The 22,147-nt window shown below is 60.1% G+C and carries 15 protein-coding genes; 3 read left to right on the plus strand and 12 right to left on the minus strand.

Annotated elements, in window-relative coordinates; genetic code table 11:
* Positions 1-79 precede the first annotated feature (79 nt).
* From AC1DXW_RS11930 to glgA, 9 genes are all read right to left on the minus strand, one after another.
* Positions 80-2,782 (minus strand): RHS repeat domain-containing protein, encoded by a 2,703-nt coding sequence (locus AC1DXW_RS11930; protein WP_477760039.1) that lies wholly within the window; start codon positions 2,780-2,782, stop codon positions 80-82.
* Positions 2,783-2,873: 91 nt separating this feature from the next.
* Positions 2,874-3,674: an endonuclease/exonuclease/phosphatase family protein gene (locus AC1DXW_RS11935; RefSeq protein WP_477754424.1), complete on the minus strand. Its 801-nt coding sequence runs from the start codon at positions 3,672-3,674 to the stop codon at positions 2,874-2,876.
* Positions 3,675-3,752: 78 nt separating this feature from the next.
* A complete protein-coding gene (locus AC1DXW_RS11940) occupies positions 3,753-4,511 on the minus strand; it encodes a PIG-L deacetylase family protein (RefSeq protein WP_477754423.1) in 759 nt (252 codons plus the stop codon).
* A 215-nt stretch (positions 4,512-4,726) separates the two neighbouring features.
* A complete protein-coding gene (glgX, locus tag AC1DXW_RS11945; protein ID WP_477760040.1) occupies positions 4,727-6,889 on the minus strand; it encodes a glycogen debranching protein GlgX in 2,163 nt (720 codons plus the stop codon).
* Between the two features lie 173 nt (positions 6,890-7,062).
* Positions 7,063-7,383 (minus strand): DUF2934 domain-containing protein, encoded by a 321-nt coding sequence (locus AC1DXW_RS11950; RefSeq protein ID WP_477754421.1) that lies wholly within the window; start codon positions 7,381-7,383, stop codon positions 7,063-7,065.
* A gap of 21 nt (positions 7,384-7,404) precedes the next feature.
* Complete coding sequence (locus AC1DXW_RS11955) at positions 7,405-10,200, minus strand: malto-oligosyltrehalose synthase (protein ID WP_477760041.1); 2,796 nt, start codon at positions 10,198-10,200, stop codon at positions 7,405-7,407.
* The gene (gene malQ / locus AC1DXW_RS11960; RefSeq protein ID WP_477754419.1) at positions 10,197-12,275 is read right to left on the minus strand and encodes a 4-alpha-glucanotransferase; all 2,079 of its coding nucleotides are present in this window, start codon (positions 12,273-12,275) and stop codon (positions 10,197-10,199) included. The genes AC1DXW_RS11955 and malQ overlap by 4 nt, the downstream gene beginning before the upstream one ends.
* The gene (gene treZ, locus AC1DXW_RS11965; protein WP_477754418.1) at positions 12,268-14,067 is read right to left on the minus strand and encodes a malto-oligosyltrehalose trehalohydrolase; all 1,800 of its coding nucleotides are present in this window, start codon (positions 14,065-14,067) and stop codon (positions 12,268-12,270) included. The genes malQ and treZ overlap by 8 nt, the downstream gene beginning before the upstream one ends.
* A gap of 12 nt (positions 14,068-14,079) precedes the next feature.
* Positions 14,080-15,663 carry a glycogen synthase GlgA gene (glgA, locus tag AC1DXW_RS11970; protein WP_223461124.1) on the minus strand — a complete coding sequence of 528 codons (1,584 nt, stop codon included), beginning with the start codon at positions 15,661-15,663 and terminating at the stop codon, positions 14,080-14,082.
* Between the two features lie 557 nt (positions 15,664-16,220).
* On the opposite strand from glgA, the gene AC1DXW_RS11975 reads away from it, so the two are divergent.
* Together AC1DXW_RS11975 and nudC are read left to right on the plus strand one after the other, a co-directional pair.
* Positions 16,221-17,033: a crotonase/enoyl-CoA hydratase family protein gene (locus tag AC1DXW_RS11975; protein ID WP_477754417.1), complete on the plus strand. Its 813-nt coding sequence runs from the start codon at positions 16,221-16,223 to the stop codon at positions 17,031-17,033.
* Positions 17,034-17,039: 6 nt separating this feature from the next.
* Positions 17,040-17,870, plus strand: coding sequence for an NAD(+) diphosphatase (gene nudC, locus AC1DXW_RS11980; RefSeq protein ID WP_477754416.1), 831 nt, complete (start codon positions 17,040-17,042; stop codon positions 17,868-17,870).
* Here nudC and AC1DXW_RS11985 read toward each other — a convergent pair.
* From AC1DXW_RS11985 to AC1DXW_RS11995, 3 genes are all read right to left on the minus strand, one after another.
* On the minus strand, positions 17,838-18,617 hold the full coding sequence (locus AC1DXW_RS11985; protein ID WP_477754415.1) for a TSUP family transporter: 780 nt from the start codon (positions 18,615-18,617) through the stop codon (positions 17,838-17,840). The two genes, nudC and AC1DXW_RS11985, sit on opposite strands and share 33 nt — an antisense overlap.
* A 207-nt stretch (positions 18,618-18,824) precedes the next feature.
* Positions 18,825-19,301, minus strand: coding sequence for a nuclear transport factor 2 family protein (locus AC1DXW_RS11990; protein ID WP_477754414.1), 477 nt, complete (start codon positions 19,299-19,301; stop codon positions 18,825-18,827).
* A 56-nt stretch (positions 19,302-19,357) separates the two neighbouring features.
* Positions 19,358-19,921 (minus strand): TetR/AcrR family transcriptional regulator, encoded by a 564-nt coding sequence (locus tag AC1DXW_RS11995; protein ID WP_477754413.1) that lies wholly within the window; start codon positions 19,919-19,921, stop codon positions 19,358-19,360.
* A gap of 217 nt (positions 19,922-20,138) precedes the next feature.
* Here AC1DXW_RS11995 and pssA point away from each other — a divergent pair, with 217 nt between their 5' ends.
* Entirely contained in the window at positions 20,139-21,482 is a 1,344-nt protein-coding gene (gene pssA, locus AC1DXW_RS12000) for a CDP-diacylglycerol--serine O-phosphatidyltransferase (protein WP_477754412.1), read from the plus strand.
* Positions 21,483-22,147 lie beyond the last annotated feature (665 nt).

Here is a 22,147-nt window from a genome sequence, read left to right on the forward strand (position 1 = left end):
TCATAAATGACAGTTTGAAATCTAAATTGGCTTTCAACATGGTAAATTTCGGATTGCTGTGTGAGTKAGATTTCAGGTGTCATCGAAAAAATTTTTGAATAGATGCTACTAGCCCGTTTCTCCGTCGTTGCGTTTGAAGGGTATTCTTGGACGACTCGAAAACGGCGTCGTTGGCAGCGGCCTCTCCAAACTTGCCCGGATTTTCTTCGGAGGAAATGACGGGGGCAGGCTGCACATGTATTAAAAAGCTGACCTTATTGTCAGAGGAAAATTTTTCAACCTTGGTAGCCATCAATCCGAAGTCACTCAGTATTCTTTTAGTGGATTTTCCATTTGGTGTCTTGTTCATAAAGGTTTGAAGTATTTTGTCACTTCCGCTTTTAAGGTGTTTAGTTTCTTTTAATGTTTCCTTGTTGATGACGTTACTTCTGGTAATGAGGGACGGTAGATGTCCAAAGAAGTTTTGTTCTCGAGCTATTTTTGTGTACTGAAATTTCACCACTTCATTTGCGTAGTAATCCGTTGTGGTGGGGTTTCGAAAGTTATGCATGAATTGCCAGTGATCTGGTTGGAAAATATTGTGAAAATTATCAGAAATAAATGAAGAGTTTATGCCGTATTTCATTATTGATTGATGGATGAAGTTTTTTTCGATGAAGTCTATGTGCTTTTTTACTGCTTCGCTATCTAGGTTAAAGCGTTCTTCTAAGTTTTGATCGTAATAAGAGATGTTTGGTTCAGCGTTTTGTCGGCCTGACGTTAATGGTCGATGCGGATTTGTTGTTGATGTGCGCCCAAGGCCATTTTCATCAAAAAAAACCACCGGACTATTCTTCACCATCAAATACCGATTCAGCCCATCCACATTCCCCGCCGGATCCGGACTCATCCACCGTTGCAACCACGGTGCGTAATATCGATAACCATAGTAATAAAGCCCTGTCGCATCCCGCTCCTTTCCTGAATAACGACGAACCTTGTCTCTCGATTCCAATGCACTGTTGCCAGCCCACCACGCCGTGCCGCCAAACGGGTAAAAACCTTCCTGGTTCAATAGCCTGGCATTTTCATCCAACTCCAGTGTGCAGGAACCAAGCAAGTCGCTGAGGCTGAATCGCAGTTGATCATTCTTTACGTCCTTTGGAGGGGGCACTGTCCAGTGCATCATCCGTACCTGGCTACGTCCCGCGTCGGCTGTAATCGCATGTCGTTCTTCACCGTGCACGGCGTCGATGTGAATTTCCAGCCCCGGTAAATAGCGTGTCTCAGCAAGTAAGGTGCGACGGCCGGTGTGGGTGATGCGCACCTTACGCAGGCGTTGTCCTCGCGGGCCATAGATGTAGCGCTCATGGTCATCAGGCCCGTCATCGCGCTTGACCATCGTGACCTCACTCAACTGCTGACGACCGTCCCAGCGGATGAACTGGCCAGGTTGCAGTTGTTGTTGATTGCCGCAGGGATCAAACCCATTGGCGATGTCCTCCTCGTCGAGCCATGCGCTGTTCTCTTGCAGCGCAAGGCTGCGGTTGCTGGTACTGGAGACTTTCATGCTGATGGTCGGTGCGCCGCAGTGGTGGCGGGTGAGCAGGTTGCCGGCGGCATCGTAGTCGAAAGTTTGTGTGTAATGGGTCAGTTGATTCGGGTCCAGCGGAGTAGGCAGCAATGCCGGGAGCGCGGGACCGTAAGTGGCGGGCATCACTTGCCTGCCACTGGCTTCGACCAGTTGGTACAGGCTGTCGTAACGATAACGGTTGATCGGTTCGACCCGCTGGTTTTTGAAAAATCGAATGGGTTGTGCCGCGTCTTCCACATGAAGGATGTTGCCGACCGGATCGTAGCGGTAGTGCAAATCCTGGAGTGGGGGGCTGCCAGGCACGGCGCTCACCAGCCGAATCGGACGGCCATCGTCGGCTGCATAAAAAACGCGGGTAATTACGCCATTGCCAGCAGTTTCATTGTCTATCTGTCCGGCGGCGTTGTAATGGATGTCACTGACCAATAGGCGAGGTACTTGCCCGGCGCTTTCCAGCTGCAACCGGCTCTCCTTGAGCTGGCCAGCTACCGAATAAGCAAATTCCCGGTAGTTGTCTTTGGCATCGGTCTGGCTTTGCGAGTCGCCGGTGGCGGTGTAACGCCAGGTGGAAACAAAAGCCTCGCCAACTTCCAGCAATGCCTCGCGTAATTGAATGTCGAGCGGCCAGTCAGGCGTATCAAGGCTGCTGAGAAACTGCCGGGTTTCAACCAGCATTTCGCCGTGAACGGCAAATTCGCTCAAATGCTGACTGCCGGCATCATCATCGTGGCGTATCAGTTGGCCGCATTGGTTGTGTGCCGCACATCCATGGCTGGCCAAACCGTAGGTGAATCGCTCGATGACTCGAGTCGGTTCATTGACCAACTTTTCACTGAGGGCAACCGGTCGTTGAAGTCGATCGAATCCCGTTTGATGCCAAGTGCCACGACTGTCCCATCGAGACACCATGGATTGAGCTTCATTGGGCAGGCTCAACAGCCAACCGGCATCGACACTGTCACTCAATAGCGTCTGGCCCGTAAGGCTGAAGATCGTCGCGAGGTTGGGGGCGGGGGCGTTGCCCCAAAGGCGCGGATCCCAATGCGCCACCAGACGTTCGGCAGGGTCGAATACTTGACGGGTGATTCGGGTATCGGAGGGCTGCTCCACCTGCTCTCGGCAGTAAGCCACCTCACGTACGGTCAAACCGCGCGCGTCCGTAACCGTCAAAGTTGGCGTGCCTTTGTGGTGAAGCGCCCGGTAAGTCATCGTGGTACTTCGCTACCTGCCCAATGCCCGGAAACCAGCATGCCTGCCAATCGAGGCGCGGGATACTGTAAGAACTAACAGGTTTGGCGATTTAGAGATGCACTTCCACCGCCAGCGGCAAATGGTCGGACAGGTGCGTCCACGGCTTGTGCCCGAGTATTTGCGGCTCGTGGCTGCTGGCATTGCGCAGGTAGACACGGTCCAGGCGCAACAAGGGAAACCGCGCGGGGTAGGTTTTGGCCGGACGGCCATGGTGGCGTTCGAAGGCTTCGTGCAGATAATCGCGACGTGCCAGGGCGGCATTGCCCTGCAGCTGCCAGTCGTTGAAGTCGCCGGCAATGATCACCGGCGCCTGCTCGGGCAGGGACTCAAGGAGTTGGCAGAGCAACTGCAACTGCAGCTGACGATGACTTTCCAGCAGGCTGAGGTGCACGCAGATGGCATGGACTTCACTATGCCCCGGCACGTCCAGCACGCAGTGCAGCAAGCCACGGCGTTCCGGGCCGGTAATGGAAACATCGAGGTTTCGGTACTCGCGGATCGGGTATTTCGACAGCAGGGCATTGCCATGATGACCGTCGGGATAGACGGCATTGCGTCCATAGGCGAAGTCGCCCCACATGCTGTCGGCGAGAAATTCATATTGCGAGGTTTGTGGCCAATCGTTGTAGCGGGAGGAATACCGGTCGTGTTCGCCGACGACTTCTTGCAGAAACACCAGGTCTGCCGACGTACTGCGCACCGCTTCACGCAACTCTGGGAGGATGAAACGCCGGTTGAGTGCGGTAAACCCCTTATGGGTATTGACCGTCAGCACGCGAAGCCGATGAATCGCCGGGGGTGTGTTCAATGGCGTTGATTGGGCTACCTGCCGTTTTGAATGACTGGCCACATCCACTCCTCTGATTCAGGGCTGCTTATGTATGCGACTGATGCGTCGGCAGGCAGTTCAGTCTGATGGGTTGCGCTTTCAAACCAACACGATTTCATAAGGCAAGCGGATACGCTCGAGCAGCGCCCGCGGCAGCAATGGCGCGAGGCCGATGGCCGGCTCGCCGTCGAGTTGGCTGGCGTAGGCGTGGATGGCGTGGCTCTTGCGGGCGACGGTCCAGGTATCGAGGCGCACCTTGCGCGCACGATGCCAGGGAATCGACTCCCGGTCCCGTGCCGGCCAGTGCCAGGCCCAGAGCGGTACGTCGTTGTAGGATGCCCCAGCGTTGGCCGCGGCCCTGGCGCTGGCCCGGCCGACGATGTCGTGGTCGAGGTTGCCGTCCTCGCACCAGGTGCTGAACACCACATCACCTGGACGCAGGTAGCGCGTGATGAATCGGGCGATCTGTTCTTCGTGTTCCACCAGGGCGTTGTCGGTAAACCCGCCACGAATCCACTTCAGGCTGTGCATCGGCAAACCGAGTCGGCGGATGGCTTCCACGCTTTCCTGGGGACGAAATACGCTGAGGCGTTTTTCCGACCACTGCCGAGAGCCTGGATGGCTGGCGCTGCCGTCGGTGATCGAGATCAATTGCAGCGGGTGGCCCAGGTTGCTGAGCAATTGCAGCAGGCCGCCGCAGGTCACGACTTCATCGCCGGGGTGCGGGGCAATGAGCACCGCGCGTGAGCCGGTGGGCACCAGGGATTGGGTGCTGATGACCGGGATGCTGTCCAGTTGCGGGGCACTGTTCCAGATTTGTGATGGCAGGCTGGCTTCGTTGAAGGAAACGGATTTCATGGGGATTACGTCCTTGTTGTGTTTCGCCTTCAGTCGTGCGCGAGCCAGGGCCGGCAGACCCGAGAGGGCTCGTTGAAAGCAATGTGCGACAAGCCAAACCCTGGATTGGCGCGAATCGAGTATTGCTCATGTAACGCTATTCGTCGCGTCGCGAGCTTATCCAGAATGATTTTTCCGCTCTGCGGTGTTGCGGCCATGAATACCTGGAGTCTCTTTTACTCTTCTTCCTCATGCTGCAGTTCGAACAGCAGCAACGAGCGGCCGGTGACCGAGTACTCGTGGCCAAACTCGAAGCGCTCCTGGCCGTGGATCGACGGCTGGTTGGTGTCGATCATGCACGTCCAGAAACCGCCGTCAGGCACCTCCGGTAGCCGGAAATTGACGATGTCGTGATGCGCGTTGACCACCAGCATCAACGTTGCGTCGGCGCCTTTGCGGCGAATGCCGGTTTCCTGGGCGCGGCCATCGAGCAGCATGCCCAGGCAGCGATTATGCGCATCGTGCCAATGCCTGGTGGTCATGTGCGTGCCGTCCGGCGCCAGCCAGGTCACGTCCTTGACGCCGATGTCTTCGTTGAAATTACCCACCAGGAAACGCCCGCGCCGCAGGATCGGGTAGGTCAGGCGCAACTTGATCAGGCGTTTGACGAACTTGAGCAGGGCCTTGCCGTCTTCGCTGAGGTCCCAGTTCACCCAGCCGATCTCGCTGTCCTGGCAGTACGCATTGTTGTTGCCGTCCTGGGTGCGGGCGAATTCGTCGCCGGCCACCAGCATCGGCGTGCCCTGGGCCAGCAGCAGGGTGGCGAAGAAATTGCGCATCTGCCGATGGCGCAATGCGTTGATGTCGGGATCGTGGGTAGGGCCTTCGACGCCGTGGTTCCACGACAGGTTGTTGTTGCTGCCATCCTGATTGTCTTCGTCGTTGGCCTCGTTGTGCTTGTCGTTGTACGACACCAGGTCGTTGAGGGTGAAGCCGTCATGGGCGGTGACGAAGTTCACCGATGAGTAGGGCCGCCGGCCACGCTGATTGAACATTTCGCCCGAAGCGGTCAGGCGGCTGGCAAAGTCCGCCAATTGCCCGTCGTCGCCTTTCCAGAAGGCGCGCACGGTGTCGCGGAATTTGTCGTTCCACTCGACCCAGCCCGGCGGAAAATTGCCGACCTGATAACCACCGGGGCCGCRGTCCCAGGCTTCGGCGATCAGTTTGACCTGGCGCAGCACCGGGTCCTGGCGGCAGGCCACGAGGAAACTGTGGCGTTCGTCGAAACCGTCGTGGTAACGCCCCAGAATGGTCGCCAGGTCGAAGCGGAAACCGTCCACGTGCATTTCCGAGGCCCAGTAGCGCAGGGAGTCGGTGACCATTTGCAGTACGCACGGGTGGCTCAGGTCCAGGGTGTTGCCGGTGCCGGAATCGTTGATATAGAAGCGCTTGTCATCGGGCTTGAGGCGGTAGTAGGACGCGTTGTCGATACCGCGCATGGACAGGGTCGGGCCTTGCTCGTTGCCCTCGGCGGTGTGGTTGTAGACCACGTCGAGGATCACCTCCAGATTGGCTTCGTGCAGGTGCGCGACCATTTCCTTGAATTCGGCAATCTTGCCACTGGCCAGGTAACGCGGGTCGGGGGCGAAAAACGCAATGCTGTTGTAGCCCCAGTAATTGGTCATGCCCTTGTGCAACAAATGCTGGTCGTTGACGAACGCGTGGATCGGCAGCAACTCCACGGTCGACACGCCGAGTTTGCGGATGTGCTCCAGCACGTCATCGACCATCAACCCGGCAAAGGTGCCGCGCAGGTTTTCGGGGACGGCAGGGTGACGCATGCTGAAGCCGCGCACATGGGTTTCATAGATGATTGTCTTGTCCCACGGCACGCTGACGCGGTGGTCGTGGCCCCAGGTGTGCGCCGGGTCGATGACCTTGCATTTGGGCACGAAGGGCGCGCTGTCCCGTTTATCGAAGCTGAGGTCGGCGTCGGGGTGGCCGATGGTGTAGCCGAACAGCGCTTCGGACCATTTCAGCTTGCCGACCAGTTGTTTGGCGTAGGGGTCGATCAGCAGTTTGTTGGGGTTGAAGCGATGGCCGTTGGCCGGGTCGTACGGGCCGTAGACGCGATAGCCGTAGATTAGCCCCGGATGGGCGTCGGGCAAGTAGCCGTGGTAGATCTCGTCGGTGTATTCGGGCAGTTCGATGCGTTCGAGTTCCACCTCGCCGGCGTCGTCGAACAGGCACAGTTCAACTTTGGTGGCGTGGGCGGAAAACAGCGCGAAGTTGACGCCCAGTCCATCCCAGGTGGCACCCAGCGGAAAGGGCAGGCCTTCGCGGATTCGCGTGGCTTCGGCACGCGGGGCTGGCGTGGCGGCTTTCTTTGGGCTGGTCATAAGTGCTCCTGCAGACGGGATACATGTGGGAGCGAGCTTGCTCGCGATGGCGGTTCAACATGCAAGACCTATGTTGGCTGACACTCCGCTATCGCGAGCAAGCTCGCTCCCACAGGTGTTTTTTGGGGCGAACAGGTGTGCCACGCAGTCAGTCAGGGCAAACGCTGTGTGGATCAAACCGCTGGCGGTTTTCGCGCAGCCCGAGGCTTTTTCTCGGCGGTCTTTTCTCCCGGCGGGATTACTTTCGAGGCCGCTGCAGGCTTGGCTTTGGTTTTGGGCGCAGCGACTTTGCTCTCACCAGCCTTGCCATTGGCCGTTTTGCTGACCGGGGTTTTAATCGCCGCTGCCTTGGCTGGTTTTTTGGGGGCCAGGGCTTCAGCTTCTGCCAGTTTGCGCGCCATCTCCCAGTGGCGGGCCTCCTGGCCCTCGGGTTTTCCTTCGGACTCCCAGATCTGATAGGCGAACTCGCTGATGCGTTTATCGTTGGTACTCATCGCAATGCTCCTGAACTGAACTCAAGTGTGGGTAGTTTGAATAAAGAGATTGACCGGGAAATCCCCTAACGCGGCGCTGACCAGCAGCTCCCTGTGTTGTGTGACTGCGACGCCGGAAAAAAGTCCCTTCAGATTTTCGTCAGGGACGGTGAACGGCAATTTGACCCGGGTATCGCCCCACTGCGGCGCGTGGACCTGTGGCTCGGCACTGTTTTCCAGCAGTTCGGCACAACGTATCGGCACAATCACGATGGCGCGTTTTCCCTCCCGTTCACGGACAAAACCCAGCACTCGATGGGCTTCGCTGCCCACCACTTCCAGGGCCTGGTAAGTGCCACGCCGAAACAGCTCGGCATGCTCGGTACGCAAACCCAGGGTGCGCGCAATCAAGGCCTGCTTGATGCGCCCGTCACGCCAGTTCAGCAACAAGTCCGGCAGGTCCACCGCTTGCTGCAGTGCCTGCTGGCGGCTGGCGTAATCCACCGGGCGACGGTTGTCCGGATCGACCAGGCTGAAGTCCCAGAAATCGTTGCCCTGATACAAATCCGGTACGCCGGGCACGGTCATGCGCAGCAAGGTTTGCGCCAAACCGTTGAGTGCACCGGGGACGGCAATCGAACGGGCAGCCTTGGCCAGGGCCGTACGCAACAACTCGCCTTCGGGGCTGAGCAACAGGCGCTGGATGAAGTCCTCGCTCGCCTGCTCACAAGGGTCATTGGGTGCGTTCCAGCTGCTTTGCAATTTGGCTTCGCGCAGGGCCTTGCGTTGCCACTGGCAGAGGCGTTTTGCGTAGTCCTCTAGCGCCGGCGGATGATCGACAGCCAACTCCAGCGGCCAGCTGCCAAGAATCGCTTGATACAGAATCAACTCATCGCCCGCCGACGGCACTTGATCGTCACTGCGCAGTGGCCGGGCGAGGGTGCGCCACAGACCGATCTGGTCGGCGTACCAGTCGCTGCGCTCGCTCAATACCGCCAGCCGCGCCCGTGAATCTTCCCCGCGCTTGTGATCGTGGGTGGCGCTGGCCAGCAGATTGTCCGGGAAGGTGTCGAGGCGCTCGATGCAGGCTTGATGAAAGTCGGCAACCGGCGCACTGAACTGCTCGGTGTTGAATCCCACATCGTTGCGCGAGAGCAGGACCGCCGACCGATAGAACGCGGTGTCTTCCACCGCTTTCGCCGCGGCCGGCGAGGTCAGTTGCTGGAAACGTACGCAGGCGTGCTTGAGGCGTTTGCGCTCGCGACCGGCCGGGCGCTGCCGCCAGGGTTCACCGCCGAGCCAGCCGGCCAGGCAGTCGAGCACCGGCCAGTCCGCCTCACCCAGGGTTTGCCGGGCACCGTCCATGGCCCGTTGGAAAAACACCTCGTCCTGGGCCGACCGGCCGAGGGCGCTGATGTAGGTGCGGTACACCGGAAAATGCACGATCAGCGCCTGCAAGGCCCGGCGAATGGCGCCGAGGGTCAGGTCGCGGGTCATGAGATTGTCCCGGGCCACTTGCAGCAAGGCCTGGGCGACGCTTTCGAAATCCCCGGCGAGGGAGCCATTGAGGATTTGCTGACGGGCCAGTTGTGCTTCCCGGGAGAAGTCGGCGGGCCGCTCGCTGTGGTAATGCCAGAGTTCGGCCAGTGTCTGCGCACCCCGGGGATCGTGTTGCAGCAGTGACAACTGGTTCATGAACTCGTAACCGGTGGTGCCGTCCACCGACCAGTCGCGATGCAGGGTTTCGCCTTCGCCGAGGATCTTTTCGACATAGATGGGCAGGTGGCGCCCCGGGGACAGGCTGTCGATCCGACGGCGCAGTTTTCGGCAGTAGCCCCGCGGGTCGGCAAGGCCGTCGATATGGTCGATGCGCAACCCGTCGATCAGCCCTTCAGCCACCAGTTGGAAGATCTTCGCGTGGGTGGCTTCGAACACGGCGGGACGCTCGACGCGCAGCCCACCGAGTTCATTGATATCAAAGAAGCGCCGCCAGTTGATGTCGTCGGCGGCGGTGCGCCAACTGGCCAGGCGATAGCTCTGGCGCTCCAGCAGGTTGTGCAGGCGCTGGAAGCCTTCGCGGGTCACTGAGTCGTAGTTTTTCAGGTGTTGGTCAATGGCTTGGGCAATGGCCGGATCGCTGACCAGGTCGCGTAGTTCTGCTTTCAGCGGTCGCGCCTGGCTGTGGGCATCGGTCTGGTAGCTCAGGGTGCTGAAGCGATCGGCCAGGGATTTGAGTTGTTCGGCCTGTTGCGTATCGAGCGGCGCATCGACCTTGAGCAGCTCGCCGTAATCCCAGGGGCAAATGGGAAAGCGGTGTTCGTAGTACTCGACATGAAAGCTTCCGTGCCAGGCATCGAAGCGCAGGGGCAGGGTGCCGTCCTGCAACGCGACGCCATAGTCGCTGCCCAGAAACGGCAGGAGCAACTGGCCCTCCATCAACGGGTCGGGCGAGTGCCACTGGATGTCGAAAAACTCGCCGTAGGGGCTCAGGCGCCCCCACTCCAGCAAATCCAGCCACCAGGGATTATCACTGCCGCCGACCGCCATGTGGTTGGAGACGATATCGAGGATCAACCCCATGTTGTGCCCGTGCAGGGCACCGACCAGACTGCGCAGCGCCACCTCACCGCCCAGCTCCGGATTGACCCTTGTCGGGTCCACCACGTCATAGCCGTGCGTCGATCCGACGCGCGCGCGCAACAGCGGGGAGGCGTAGACATGGCTGATGCCGAGACGGGCGAAATACGGCACCAGTGGCACCGCATCTTCCAGCGTGAAGCCTTTATGAAATTGCAGGCGCAACGTGGCGCGCAGTGGTCGGCTCGGCACTTGAGTCATCGATCACGCTCGGCCGCCTGAAGTCGCGCACAGGCGAGCAGTTCCAGACGCCGCGCGGCATCCGCTCCATCGAGCAGGGCCTCGCTGTATCCGGGCAAGCGCCGCGACCAGTTCGGGTGAGTATCGATGGTGCCCGGCAGATTGGCCTGTTGTTCCACGCCAAGGGCATCTTCCAGTGGCAGCAACACCAACGGCGACCGGGTATGGCCGAGGAAGCGCACGCTGGCGTCGAGCACCTGGTCGGTTTCGTGGGACTCTTCGCGAAAGTTCTGCGGGTCCTGGCTCAACGCCCGGCGCAGGCCCTCACGCTCGCGCTCGCGGTGCTGGCGCCATTCGATTTCAGTGCTGGCATCGACCATGCCGAGCCGGGCGTTCCAGTCGATATCGCGGCCATGCCACCAGCCGTTGAGGGTGGGCAGGTCATGGGTGCTGGTGGTCGCCAGGGCGTTGTCCGGCCAGTCGAGGATCGGCTTGAAGTGCGTGTTGTCCTGTTCGAACAGCAATACCCGCATGCCGAGCATCGAACGGGCGATGAGTTTTTCCCGCAGGCCGTCCTGCACGGTGCCGAGGTCTTCACCGAGGACGATGGCCTGGTGACGATGGGATTCCAGGGTCAGCAAACGCAGCAGATCGTCCACCGGGTAATACAGGTAAGCGCCGTCGGCTGGCGGCGAGCCATTGGGGATCACCCACAAACGCTGCAAGCCCATGACATGATCGATGCGCAAGCCTCCGGAGTGGGCGAAGTTGGCCCGCAACATTTCGATGAAGGCCCGGAAACCATTGCGCACCAGGCCTTCAGGGGAGAACGCGGAAATCCCCCAGCCCTGGCCAGTGCGGTTGAGAATGTCCGGTGGTGCACCGACGGTGAGGGAGGCGAGCAGTTCGTCCTGACGGCTCCAGGCCTGGCTGCCGCCGCCATCGGCACCGACGGCCAGATCGGCAATCAGGCCGATGCTCATGCCGCTGGCGCGGGCGGCGGTTTGCGCGCGCTCCAGGCAGCGCGTGATCAGCCACTGGCAGAAGGCGAAGAAGCCGATGCGCCCGGCATTTTCTTCGGCGAATGCCGCCAGTTCGGCGCTGCGCGGGTTGCGCCAGGGTTCGGGCCACTGCCGCCAGTCGAGGTGTTCACCGCGGGCGGCGCGAGCCTCCTGGATGGCTTCGAAGCGGCAGTGGTTTTCCAGCGCTTCGCCAGCGGCGTGACGAAAACTGCTGAAGTCTTCGTGCAACGGGTGTTCACCCTGGACGAAGCCTTCATACAGGGTCTGCAACAACCGATGCTTGGCTTCGGCGGCGGCCGGCCAGTCAATCAGCGGACGTTCTTCCAGCGCCTTGAGTTCAATGGCCAGGCCGGTTGCATCGATGGCGGTACGCAGGGCGCGTTCGCCGAGAATGGTTCCGGGGGCGCAGTAAAGGCTGTTGAGAAACAAACGGCTGGACGGCGAATATGGGCTATAGCGTTGGGTGTCACTGGAAAACATCGCATGCAACGGGCTGATCGCCAGCGCCTCGGCGCCACGCTCACCGGCCACCCGGGCGAGGTCCTCCAGCGCCTGGGTGTCACCAAACCCGCCATCACCGGGGCGGCGCAAGCCATACAACTGCACGCTCAGGCCCCAGGCACGAGGAATGGGGTTATCCACGGCATCGGCCACGCTGTAACAACGGGATGGGGCCACCGCCAGAGTGAAGGTTTGTCCGTCGATGCCGACCTGTTGATAGCCGACCGGTACCAGCCCCGGCAGCACCGCGTTGGCGTCCAGTTTCAGGTTGAGCCGCGAACCGTCTTCGAGGTGGATTTCGCAAGGGGTCTGGGGCTCGAAATAACGCGCCAGGTCCAGGCCCACCCCGACATCGGCGGTGATCAATGGCGGCAAGTGATGGGTCTGTTGCGCCGCTTGCAACTCCAGCAGGCTGGTGTCGATTTCCTGGGCACTGCCGGCCGGGTGGCCAAGGCCGCTCAGCACGTTGCGCAACACTGAAGGCGCGACTTTTTGCGGGCGACCGTTGGCGTCGATCCAGTCGACCGCGAGGCCGGCACGGCTGGCCAGGATTTCCAGTTGCGCATCACTCATGGACGCTCTCCATACGGGGTAGCAAAGGGGCTGCGGCGGCGAGGCTGACGAGCGCGCAATACGGGGCAAGGGTGCCCTGGTCCAGAAGGCCGGCGCTCTCTGGCGGGTATTCGAACAACCGCGCGGCACCGGTCTGTGAGGTGTGGCCTACGGGCCTGTCGCTGAGGTTCAGGTCAATGCGCAGTTGGCTGCCATCGCCCAATCGCCAGGCTGCACTGATCGCGCCTTCGCCCAGCACGTCGGTGCCCAGTGCCTGGGTGCCCGGCAAGTGCGGGACGATGAGCCGGTGACGGATCTGCAACAGTCGGCAGTACAGGTCGTGCATCTCGCTGTGGCCGATCGAGGGCAGGACAGGGCGGGACGCCGCAAATGTCTGCGGATCGTTCGGGTCCGGAATGTGTTCGCGTTGACGCGGGTCCGCAAACGCGCTGAACGCCGCGAACTCGTTGCGCCGGCCATCGCGTACCCGTTTTGCCAATTCACCGTGATGGCTGGTGAAAAACAGAAAGGGTTGTTCGACGGCAAACTCGTCACCCATGAACAGCAGCGGAATCATCGGCGACAGCAGCAGCAACACCGTGGCGGCCTGCAGCGCTTGCGGGTGGGCGAGTTGATGCAGGCGCTCGCCGAAGGCCCGGTTGCCGATCTGGTCATGGTTCTGCAAAAACAGGATGAATGCGCCGGGGGGCAAATGCCCGCTGGGTTCACCGCGTGCCACTCCATGGCGGTTGAGATGGCCCTGGAACACGAAACCCTGGCTCAGGCAGCGCGCCAGTTGTTCGGTGGGGTTTTGCGCGTAGTCGGCGTAATAGGCGTCGGTTTCGCCGGTCAGCAATACGTGCAGGGCGTTGTGGCCGTCATCATTCCATTGCGCGTCGTAACCCTGTTCGAGCAGGCTGGCCTGGTTGTGTTCGTTCTCGACCATCAGCCACACATGCCGCGCCGGTCCCGTCTGCTGGCGCACCCGTTGCGCCAGTTCCTGGAGGAAATCTGGATCTTGGATGGCGTGCACCGCGTCCAGGCGCAATCCGTCGAAACGGTATTCCAGCAGCCACATCAAGGCGTTTTCGATGAAGAAGTCCCGTACTTCGCGACGGCGCAAGTCGATGGCCGCGCCCCACGGCGTGTGTTGGTCTTCGCGAAAGAAAGCACTGGCATAACGATGCAGGTAATTGCCGTCCGGGCCGAAGTGGTTGTAGACCACGTCGAGAATCACCGCCAGACCGTGGCCGTGGGCGGTGTCGATCAAGTGCTTGAGCTGCTCGGGTGAGCCGTAGGAAGCCTGGGGCGCATAGGGCAGGACGCCGTCATAACCCCAATTACGCTCACCGGGAAACTGCGCGATGGGCATCAGTTCGATCGCGGTGACACCCAGTTCGACCAGGCGCGCCAGATGCTGCTCGACGGCGCTGAAGCCGCCGAGCGCACCGACATGCAGTTCGTAGATCACCGCTTCGTTCCACGGCCGTCCCAGCCAGGTACTGTGTTGCCACGCATAGGTCAGCGGATCGACCACCACGCTGTGCCGGTCGATATCGCCGGCCTGAGCGCGGGAGGCCGGGTCGGGCACTTCCAGTTCGCCGTCGATGCTGTAGCGGTAACGCGTGCCCGCTGCGCATCGGATGTTGCTCACGAACCAGCCGTCGGCCTGGGGCAGCAACGGCAAGGACTGTCCATTTTCCAGTTCGACACTGACGTAAAACGCATCTGGCGCCCACAACGCAAATCGCGTGTGCTCTGCGTCCAGCATGATTGCGCCGTGGGGCCAGGTCTCAAGGGTCCGTAACGGCATCTTGAAAGCCTCTTACTGTTTGTTCGATTTCCCCAATGCTTTCGCCACAAGCTGTTCATAGAGTTCGGCGTAGGGTTCGACCGCCTTGCACCAGTTGAACGGCGCGGCCATGGCCCGGCAGCGCATGGCGTGCAGCAGGTCGGGAAAGGCGAATACCTTGAATGCGCGACTCAGGGCTTCCTGATAGCTCTGCACCGTGGATTCATCGAACAGGAAACCGGTCACGCCGTTCTCGATGGTGTCGGCCAGGCCACCGGTGTTGCGTGCCACCGGCAACGAGCCGAAGCGCTGGGCGTACATCTGGCTCAGGCCGCATGGCTCGTACCGCGAAGGCATCAGCAGGAAGTCGCTGCCAGCGAACATGCGGCGGGCGTCGGTTTCGTTGAAGCCGATGCGCACGCCGATCTGCCCGGGGAAACGCAGGGCCAGTTCGCGCATCGATTGTTCTTCTTCCGGCTCGCCACGGCCGATGATCGCGATCTGCCCGCCGTTTTTGACGATGTACTCGGACACCGCCTCGGTGAGGTCCAGGCCTTTCTGATAAACCAGCCGCGAGACCACTGCAAACAGTGGACCTTCGGAATCTTCCAGGCCGAACAGCTCGCGCACATGAGCGGCGTTCACGGCCTTGCCATCCCAGTCGCCGATGTTGAACGGGCAGAACAGGTGCGGATCGGTCGCCGCATCCCAGCTTTCATCGATGCCGTTGGGAATGCCGCTGAGCAGGCCTTGCTGGGTCTTGGCGGCGAGAAAACCGTCGAGACCGCAGCCGAAATCCGGGGTGGTGATTTCCTGGGCGTAGGTCGCGCTAACCGTGGTGATGTGGCTCGAATAGGCCATGCCGGCCTTGAGGAACGACATCTTGCCGTAGAACTCCATGCCTTCCTGCTGCAGCGCGTGATGGGGGATGCCCAATTCGGGGCACGACCCCAGGCTGGTTACGCCCTGGTACGCCAGGTTGTGGATGGTGAACAGGGTGGGTGTGCGCTGTCCACGCCAGTGCATATAAGCAGGGGCCAGGCCGGCCGGCCAGTCGTGGGCGTGCACCAGGTCCGGGCACCAGTGGATTTGCGCGAGGTTGGCGGCAATATCGGCCGCCGCCAGGCCCAGGCGGGCGAAACGGATATGGTTGTCCGGCCAGTCGCGGCCGTTGTTGGCGCCGTAGGGCGAACCTTCGCGCTCGTAGAGTTCGGGGCAGATCAGTACGTAAATGACCAGACCGTCGGGCATGTCCATGCGCCCGATCTTGCACGGTGGCAACGCCGCATGACCGCCAAGCTCACCGATGATATGAATGGGGTTCTCGCTGTGCAGCACCTGCGGGTAACCCGGGATCAACACCCGCACATCGTGCAGATGGGCCATGGCCCGTGGCAGCGCCGCGGAAACGTCGCCCAGACCACCGGTTTTCACCAGGTCGGCAATTTCCGAGGTGACGAACAGGACTTTCTTACGGTTCGGATTGTGCTTGGCTGCCGGGGTCAGGGTCCTGGTGCCTGGAACACTGACGGGTTGGGTGTTTGCGGCAGTAACGGCGCTCGATTCGCCGACCTGATGAGCACGCTCTCCCTGTATTTCCAAAGCCGTACTGATCATATGAATCTCCCGTGTTGTTGATCTAATTCTTAGGTCTGGCAAACGGTGTTCCATGGCCAATTCCCGTGGCCGGCGCAAATGCGCTACGCATCAGTGAGCAAGCGCTGCCCAATGCGTCGAAGCAAAAGGGTTGAATGAGCCGTTGCAAAGATTGCACCAGTCGCAACGCACCTTCTTGTCAGAGGACCGATCGGGATTGGAAAAAGTTTCGACTGTTTTTCCATTTTGTGACCGATCGGTTTCGTCTCGAGAAAATGAGTCTAGGCCAGAACTTAGAGCGGTAAAGGCCGGATGGCAAAATTGTTCGACAATCGGTTTGTAGCGGGACGGACGTGCCTGATTGAGGTGCAATCGCCCCGACGAAGTGCATGTTTTTTTGCGTTTTGGCCTCAAAAAGTCACTGGGCAGTCACATAAATGTGCGACACGATTCAGCATGCGCGCACCATTGTGGTGCGCGTCGTGAGTCCCGCATTTGGCCGAACCGCTGCCTTACTGCCCACCTTGATGCCTTGTTATAGTTCGGGCCTCATTTTTGCCCGCAAAAGGATCACTGGCATGTCTCAGTACAGCGCGTTCAACGTCGAACTGGTCGATAAAATCGCCCATGTGCAGATCGACCGCCCGGAGAAGATCAACTCGATGAACGCTGCGTTCTGGAGCGAGATCGTCGAAATCTTCCAGTGGATCGACGACACCGATGAAGTGCGCGTGGTGGTTCTCAGCGGCGCAGGCAAGCATTTCTCCTCGGGTATCGACCTGATGATGCTGGCTGGCGTGGCCAACGAACTGGGCAAGGACGTCGGACGCAATGCGCGACTGCTGCGGCGCAAGATTCTCACCCTGCAAGCGTCGTTCAATGCCGTCGATAACTGCCGCAAACCGGTGCTTGCAGCGATTCAGGGCTACTGCCTGGGTGGCGCCATCGACCTGATTGCCGCGTGCGACATGCGTTATGCCGCCGATGACGCACAGTTTTCGATCAAGGAAATCGACATCGGCATGGCCGCCGACGTCGGCACGTTGCAACGCTTGCCGCGGATCATCGGTGACGGCATGCTGCGCGAACTGGCTTACACTGGTCGCACGTTTGGCGCCGACGAGGCGCGGGGCATGGGCCTGGTCAATCGCGTCTACAGCGACAACGCCAGTCTGCTCGACGGCGTCATGGGCATTGCCCGCGAAATCGCCAGCAAGTCGCCGATCGCCGTCACCGGCACCAAAGAGATGATCAGCTACATGCGCGACCATCGCATCGATGACGGCCTCGAATACATCGCTACCTGGAACGCCGCCATGCTGCAATCCACCGATCTGCGTGTGGCCATGGCCGCCCATATGAGCAAACAGAAACCCGAATTTCTGGATTGATTAACCATGATTCCTCGCTGGACCACCGCAGTACTGGACACCGATCAACCCGGCGGCTGGGCCATTGCGCGCAGCCCCGAAGGCTTTCTGTTCGATGACAATGGCGCACTGTTCGCGCGCGAATGGCTGAAGCGCCAGGACCTGTCGATTATTGCCGAACATGGCATCGGTCATCTCGATGGCGAGCCGGTCTATCTACTGGAGCTGCGCAGTCACAGCGAAGTGCCGGGCTGCAACTGGAAAGGCCTGCGGGCGTTCATGCTGGAGGGCGATCACACGGTCTACAAGGTGCTCGGTTACGCCGCACAGATCGGCACCTGGGCCCGCGAGCATCGTTTTTGCGGCAATTGTGGGCAGGCGACCCATCAGGTGGTGCGTGAGCGGGCGATGTACTGCGAGCCTTGTGACTTGCGCTATTACCCGCGGATTTCGCCGAGCATGATCGTGCTGGTGACCCGCGGCGACGAGATTCTGCTGGGGCGTTCGCCGCGTTTTGTGCCGGGGGTCTACAGCACCCTGGCCGGGTTTGCCGAACCGGGCGAATCGGCCGAGGACTGCCTGATTCGCGAGGTTCGCGAAGAGGTGAGCATCGAGGTCCGGAACATCCAGTACATGGGCAGCCAGTGCTGGCCGTTCCCGCACTCGATGATGCTCGGCTTTCATGCCGAATACGCCGGCGGCGAGATCGTCTGTCAGGAAGACGAGATCGAGGACGCCCAGTGGTTCAACGTGCACGAGCTGCCGCCGTTGCCGGCGTCACGCTCGATTGCCCGTTACCTGATCGACCTCTATGTGGCGCGGCGTTTAGGCCACGCTGAACCAGTGCTGCCAGGCTAGGCGCACGGTCAGGCCCAGCACCACGGTGATGAACACCGGGCGAATGAATTTCGCACCGCCGCTGATGGCGGTGCGGGCACCAAGGAACGCGCCGACCATCAACGACGAGCCCATGCACAGGCCGATGATCCAGTCCACCTGACCGGAAAAGATGAAGATCGACAGCGCTGCCGCGTTGCTGACGAAGTTCATGCTGCGCGCCACGCCGCTGGCCTTCACCAGGTCGACGGGGTAGAGCAGCAGGCTGCTGACGGTCCAGAACGCGCCCGTGCCGGGACCGGCCACGCCGTCATAGAAGCCGAGGCTGAAGCCCTGGGTCGACTGCCACTTTTTCTTGATCGGTGCATCGCTGTCCACTGGCGCTTTCGGCGTGCCGCCAAACAAAAGATAAACGCCACAGGCGAAAACGATCACCGGCAGCATTTTGTTCAGCCACTCCGCCGGCAGGTAGTGCGCGACCACGGCACCGGTCAGCGCGCCGACCAGGGTACCGATGATGGCGTGTACCCATTGCGCGGGGTGGAACAGCTTGCGGCGGTAGAAGGTGAAACTGGCAACCGCCGAGCCGAAGGTCGAGCTGAGTTTGTTGGTGCCCAGCACCAAGTGCGGCGGCAGGCCGGCAGTCAGCAAGGCCGGGGTGGTCAACAGGCCACCGCCACCGGCGATGGCGTCGATGAAACCRGCAACAAAAGCGACAAGGGCCAGGATGGCCAGGGTGGAGAGGTCAACGCTGAGTTCGAAAGACATGGGCTCGGCTTATTCGGCGGGTGCAGAAAGGGCTGCGGGGAAGGGGCGACATGTTACCTGTAACCTTTGCGTGATGCTTTGTGAACAACACAAAAACTGTGGGAGCGAGCTTGCTCGCGATGGCGTCATCAAATTCAACAATGATGTTGAATGTTAGATTGCTATCGCGAGCAAGCTCGCTCCCACAGGGATTAGTGCGAATTCAAACTACAGGCCCAGATCCGACAGCCCCGGATGATCGTCAGGACGACGCCCCAGCGGCCAGTGGAACTTGCGCTCGCTTTCCTTGATCGGCATGTCGTTGATGCTGGCGAAGCGGTGGGCCATCAGGCCRTCCTCGTTGAACTCCCAGTTTTCGTTGCCGTAGGAGCGGAACCAGTTGCCCGAGTCGTCATGCCATTCATAGGCATAACGCACGGCGATGCGGTTGTCGGTAAAGGCCCAGAGTTCCTTGATCAGCCGATAATCCAGTTCCCTGGCCCATTTGCGGGTCAGGAAAGCTTTGGCTTCTTCGCGGTTGTGGGCGAACTCGGCGCGATTGCGCCATTGAGTGTCCAGGGTGTAGGCCAGGGACACGCGCTCGGGGTCGCGCGAGTTCCAGCCGTCTTCAGCCAGGCGAACTTTTTCAATCGCCGATTCACGGGTGAAAGGGGGTAATGGCGGACGAACTTCGGCATCAGACATTTCAAGTCTCCGTATCAAGTTAAAGTTCAAACATTGTGTCGAGCTTGATTGAGTTGCTACAGGTCCAATAACTTTCGCGCCATGCATTGCGCATTATCGGCGGCACTGTGATCACCCATTACAAGCGCCACGGTAATGGCACCATCGATCAGGATCAGCAGTTGTCTGGCCAGCGTCTGCGGATCCTCGGCACCATATTCGGTACACAGCTCGCACACGTAGTCGAGCAGCTTCTGTTTATGCTCTTTGGCGACCAGGCGCACCGGGTCTTGTGGGTCGCCGGTTTCGCCACTGGTGTTGATGAAAGCGCAGCCGCGGAAACCGTCGGAGGCGAACCAGGACTTGAGTACGGTAAACAGGTTGAGCAGTCGCTCGGCCGGGGTTTGTGCCTGGCCGACTGCGCCTCTGTACCAGTGCATCCAACGCTGGTCGCGGCGTTGCAGGGCGGCCACCACCAGTTCGTCCTTGTTGGCGAAGTAGCGGTAGATGCTTTTTCTGGAGACGCCGGCGGTTTTCACCAGAAGATCCATGCCAGTGGCGGCAATGCCACTTTTGTAGATCAACTTCTCGGTGACATCCATAATGATGTCGCGTGTGTCATTGCTGGTGATTTCGTTCATGTGGCTAACAGTAGAATGATCGTTCTCCATGGTCAATAGGTGTTTTTGTAGTGCCTGATAAATGGTCTTCGCGAGCAGGCTCGCTCCCACAGGAGAATGCATTTCAATGTAGGAGCGAGCCTGCTCGCGAAGGGGACATTACAGACGGTAACAAGACCCGAACCTTTGCATGGTGTAAGCTCTCGGGTTCTTCGGATTCGACCCAATTGCGAGCCCTATGCCGTCGCTTTTCAAACGCTCCCTGCTGCCCAAGTTGCGCAGTTTTCCGCTGGCGGCCGATGCCGTTAGCGTTCTCTCCGGCGCTGCAGAATTCCGTCATTGCCTGTTGGAGAAAATCGCCAGCGCGACCCGGCGCATTTACATCGTTGCGCTGTACCTGCAACAGGATGAAGCCGGCCAGGAAATTCTCGATGCCTTGCACGCGGCCAAGCTGGCACGTCCGGAACTGGACGTGGTGGTCGTCGTCGACTGGCTGCGCGCCCAGCGCGGCCTGATCGGTGCCGGCAAGCAACCGGGCAACTCCGCCTGGTATCAGGAAATGACCCGCACCCACGAAAGTGTTGTGCCGGTCTACGGCGTTCCGGTACAAACCCGCGAACTGTTCGGCGTGTTGCACCTGAAAGGTTTCGTGATCGATGACTGCGTGATCTACAGCGGCGCGAGCCTGAACAACGTCTATCTGCACAAGTTCGACAAGTACCGCTACGACCGCTATCACCTGCTGCACAATCGTGAACTGGCCGATTCGATGCAGCATCTGGTGCAGCACGGCCTGGTGGCGTCCAAGGCGGTGCACCGCCTCGACCTGCCGAACCTGCCGACCACCCGCAGCCTGCGCAATGACATCGGCGACCTGCGCAGCCGCCTCAAGCACGCGGCCTACGACACCACGCGGGGCACCACCGACCGGACCGGTTTGTCTGTCAGCCCCTTGCTCGGCGTCGGCAAGAACAATCCGCTGAACCGGGTGATCTGCGAACTGATCGCCAGCGCCCAGCAGCAACTGACCATTTGCACACCGTACTTCAACCTGCCGCTGGCGATCATCCGCGAGATCAACCGCGCACTGGCCCGTGGGGTGAAGATCGACATTGTGGTCGGCGACAAGACCGCCAACGATTTCTACATTCCGCCGAGCGAACCGTTCCGGGTCATTTCGGCGCTGCCGTACCTGTACGAAATCAGCTTGCGCCGGTTTGCCAAGCGCCATCAGCGCAACATCGACAGTGGGCAGTTGAACCTGCACCTGTGGCGTGATGGTGACAACACCTATCACCTCAAGGGCATGTGGATCGACCGGCGCTATACCTTGCTGACCGGCAACAACCTCAACCCGCGGGCGTTTCGACTCGATCTGGAAAACGCCTTGTTGATCGATGATCCCCATGGCGAACTGCTGGAGCCGCGTCGTAAAGAGCTGACGGAGATCTTCCAGCACACTCGGCGTATCGAGCACTTCCAGAACCTGGAAACCCTCGCCGAGTACCCGGCGGGCGTGGCCAAGTTCCTCAAGCGCGTGAGTCGTGTGCGGATCGAGCGGTTGCTCTATCGCATCCTCTGAAAAAGATCGCAGCCTGTGGCGACTGACGCCTTCGCGGGCAAGTCGAATCGTCGCACCGCCGCTCCCACAAAATCAGCGTCGAAACACAGTGCTGTGATCGACGTGAAACCCTGTGGGAGCGGGCTTGCTCCGGGCGGCGTTCCGACGATGGCGGCCTGCCAGCCGACCTGATTTCGCGGATGTATCACTGCGTAGGAGCTGCCGAAGGCTGCGATCTTTTGATCTTGTTTGTCAGTAATAAAGCCAAAAGATCGCAGCCTCGTTCCACTCGACAGCTCCTACAGGGCAATGCGCACGCATGAAGAACCAGGCCGGCCGGCAGGCCGCCTCGGACGCTGTTGCGGTGTACGCCCCCTCGTGAGGCCGAGYGSAGGTTCTGCGCAGTGGKCAACCCGGCATGGATGCCGGGTTAGCCGCCGCCGGCCCAGAGTGTGTAAAAACTGGTTCAAACATCGTCGACGCGTAGCGTCGACGATGTTTGGCTGGCTAATTACACCTAAAGCGTTCTTCGTAGCTCCAACCCGCTTTTAATGCCACTAGTAACGCTTCTCAGCTCGTCCATCGGGCAAAACAGGGGGCTTTTCAGGCCGCCAGCGCTTTCATCAGATTCTGCGCGCCGAGGATTTTCATCACCCGTTTCAAGTTATAAACGAGCACGTTCAAGC

It is taken from the genome of Pseudomonas sp. P4_C4 (assembly GCF_056402055.1).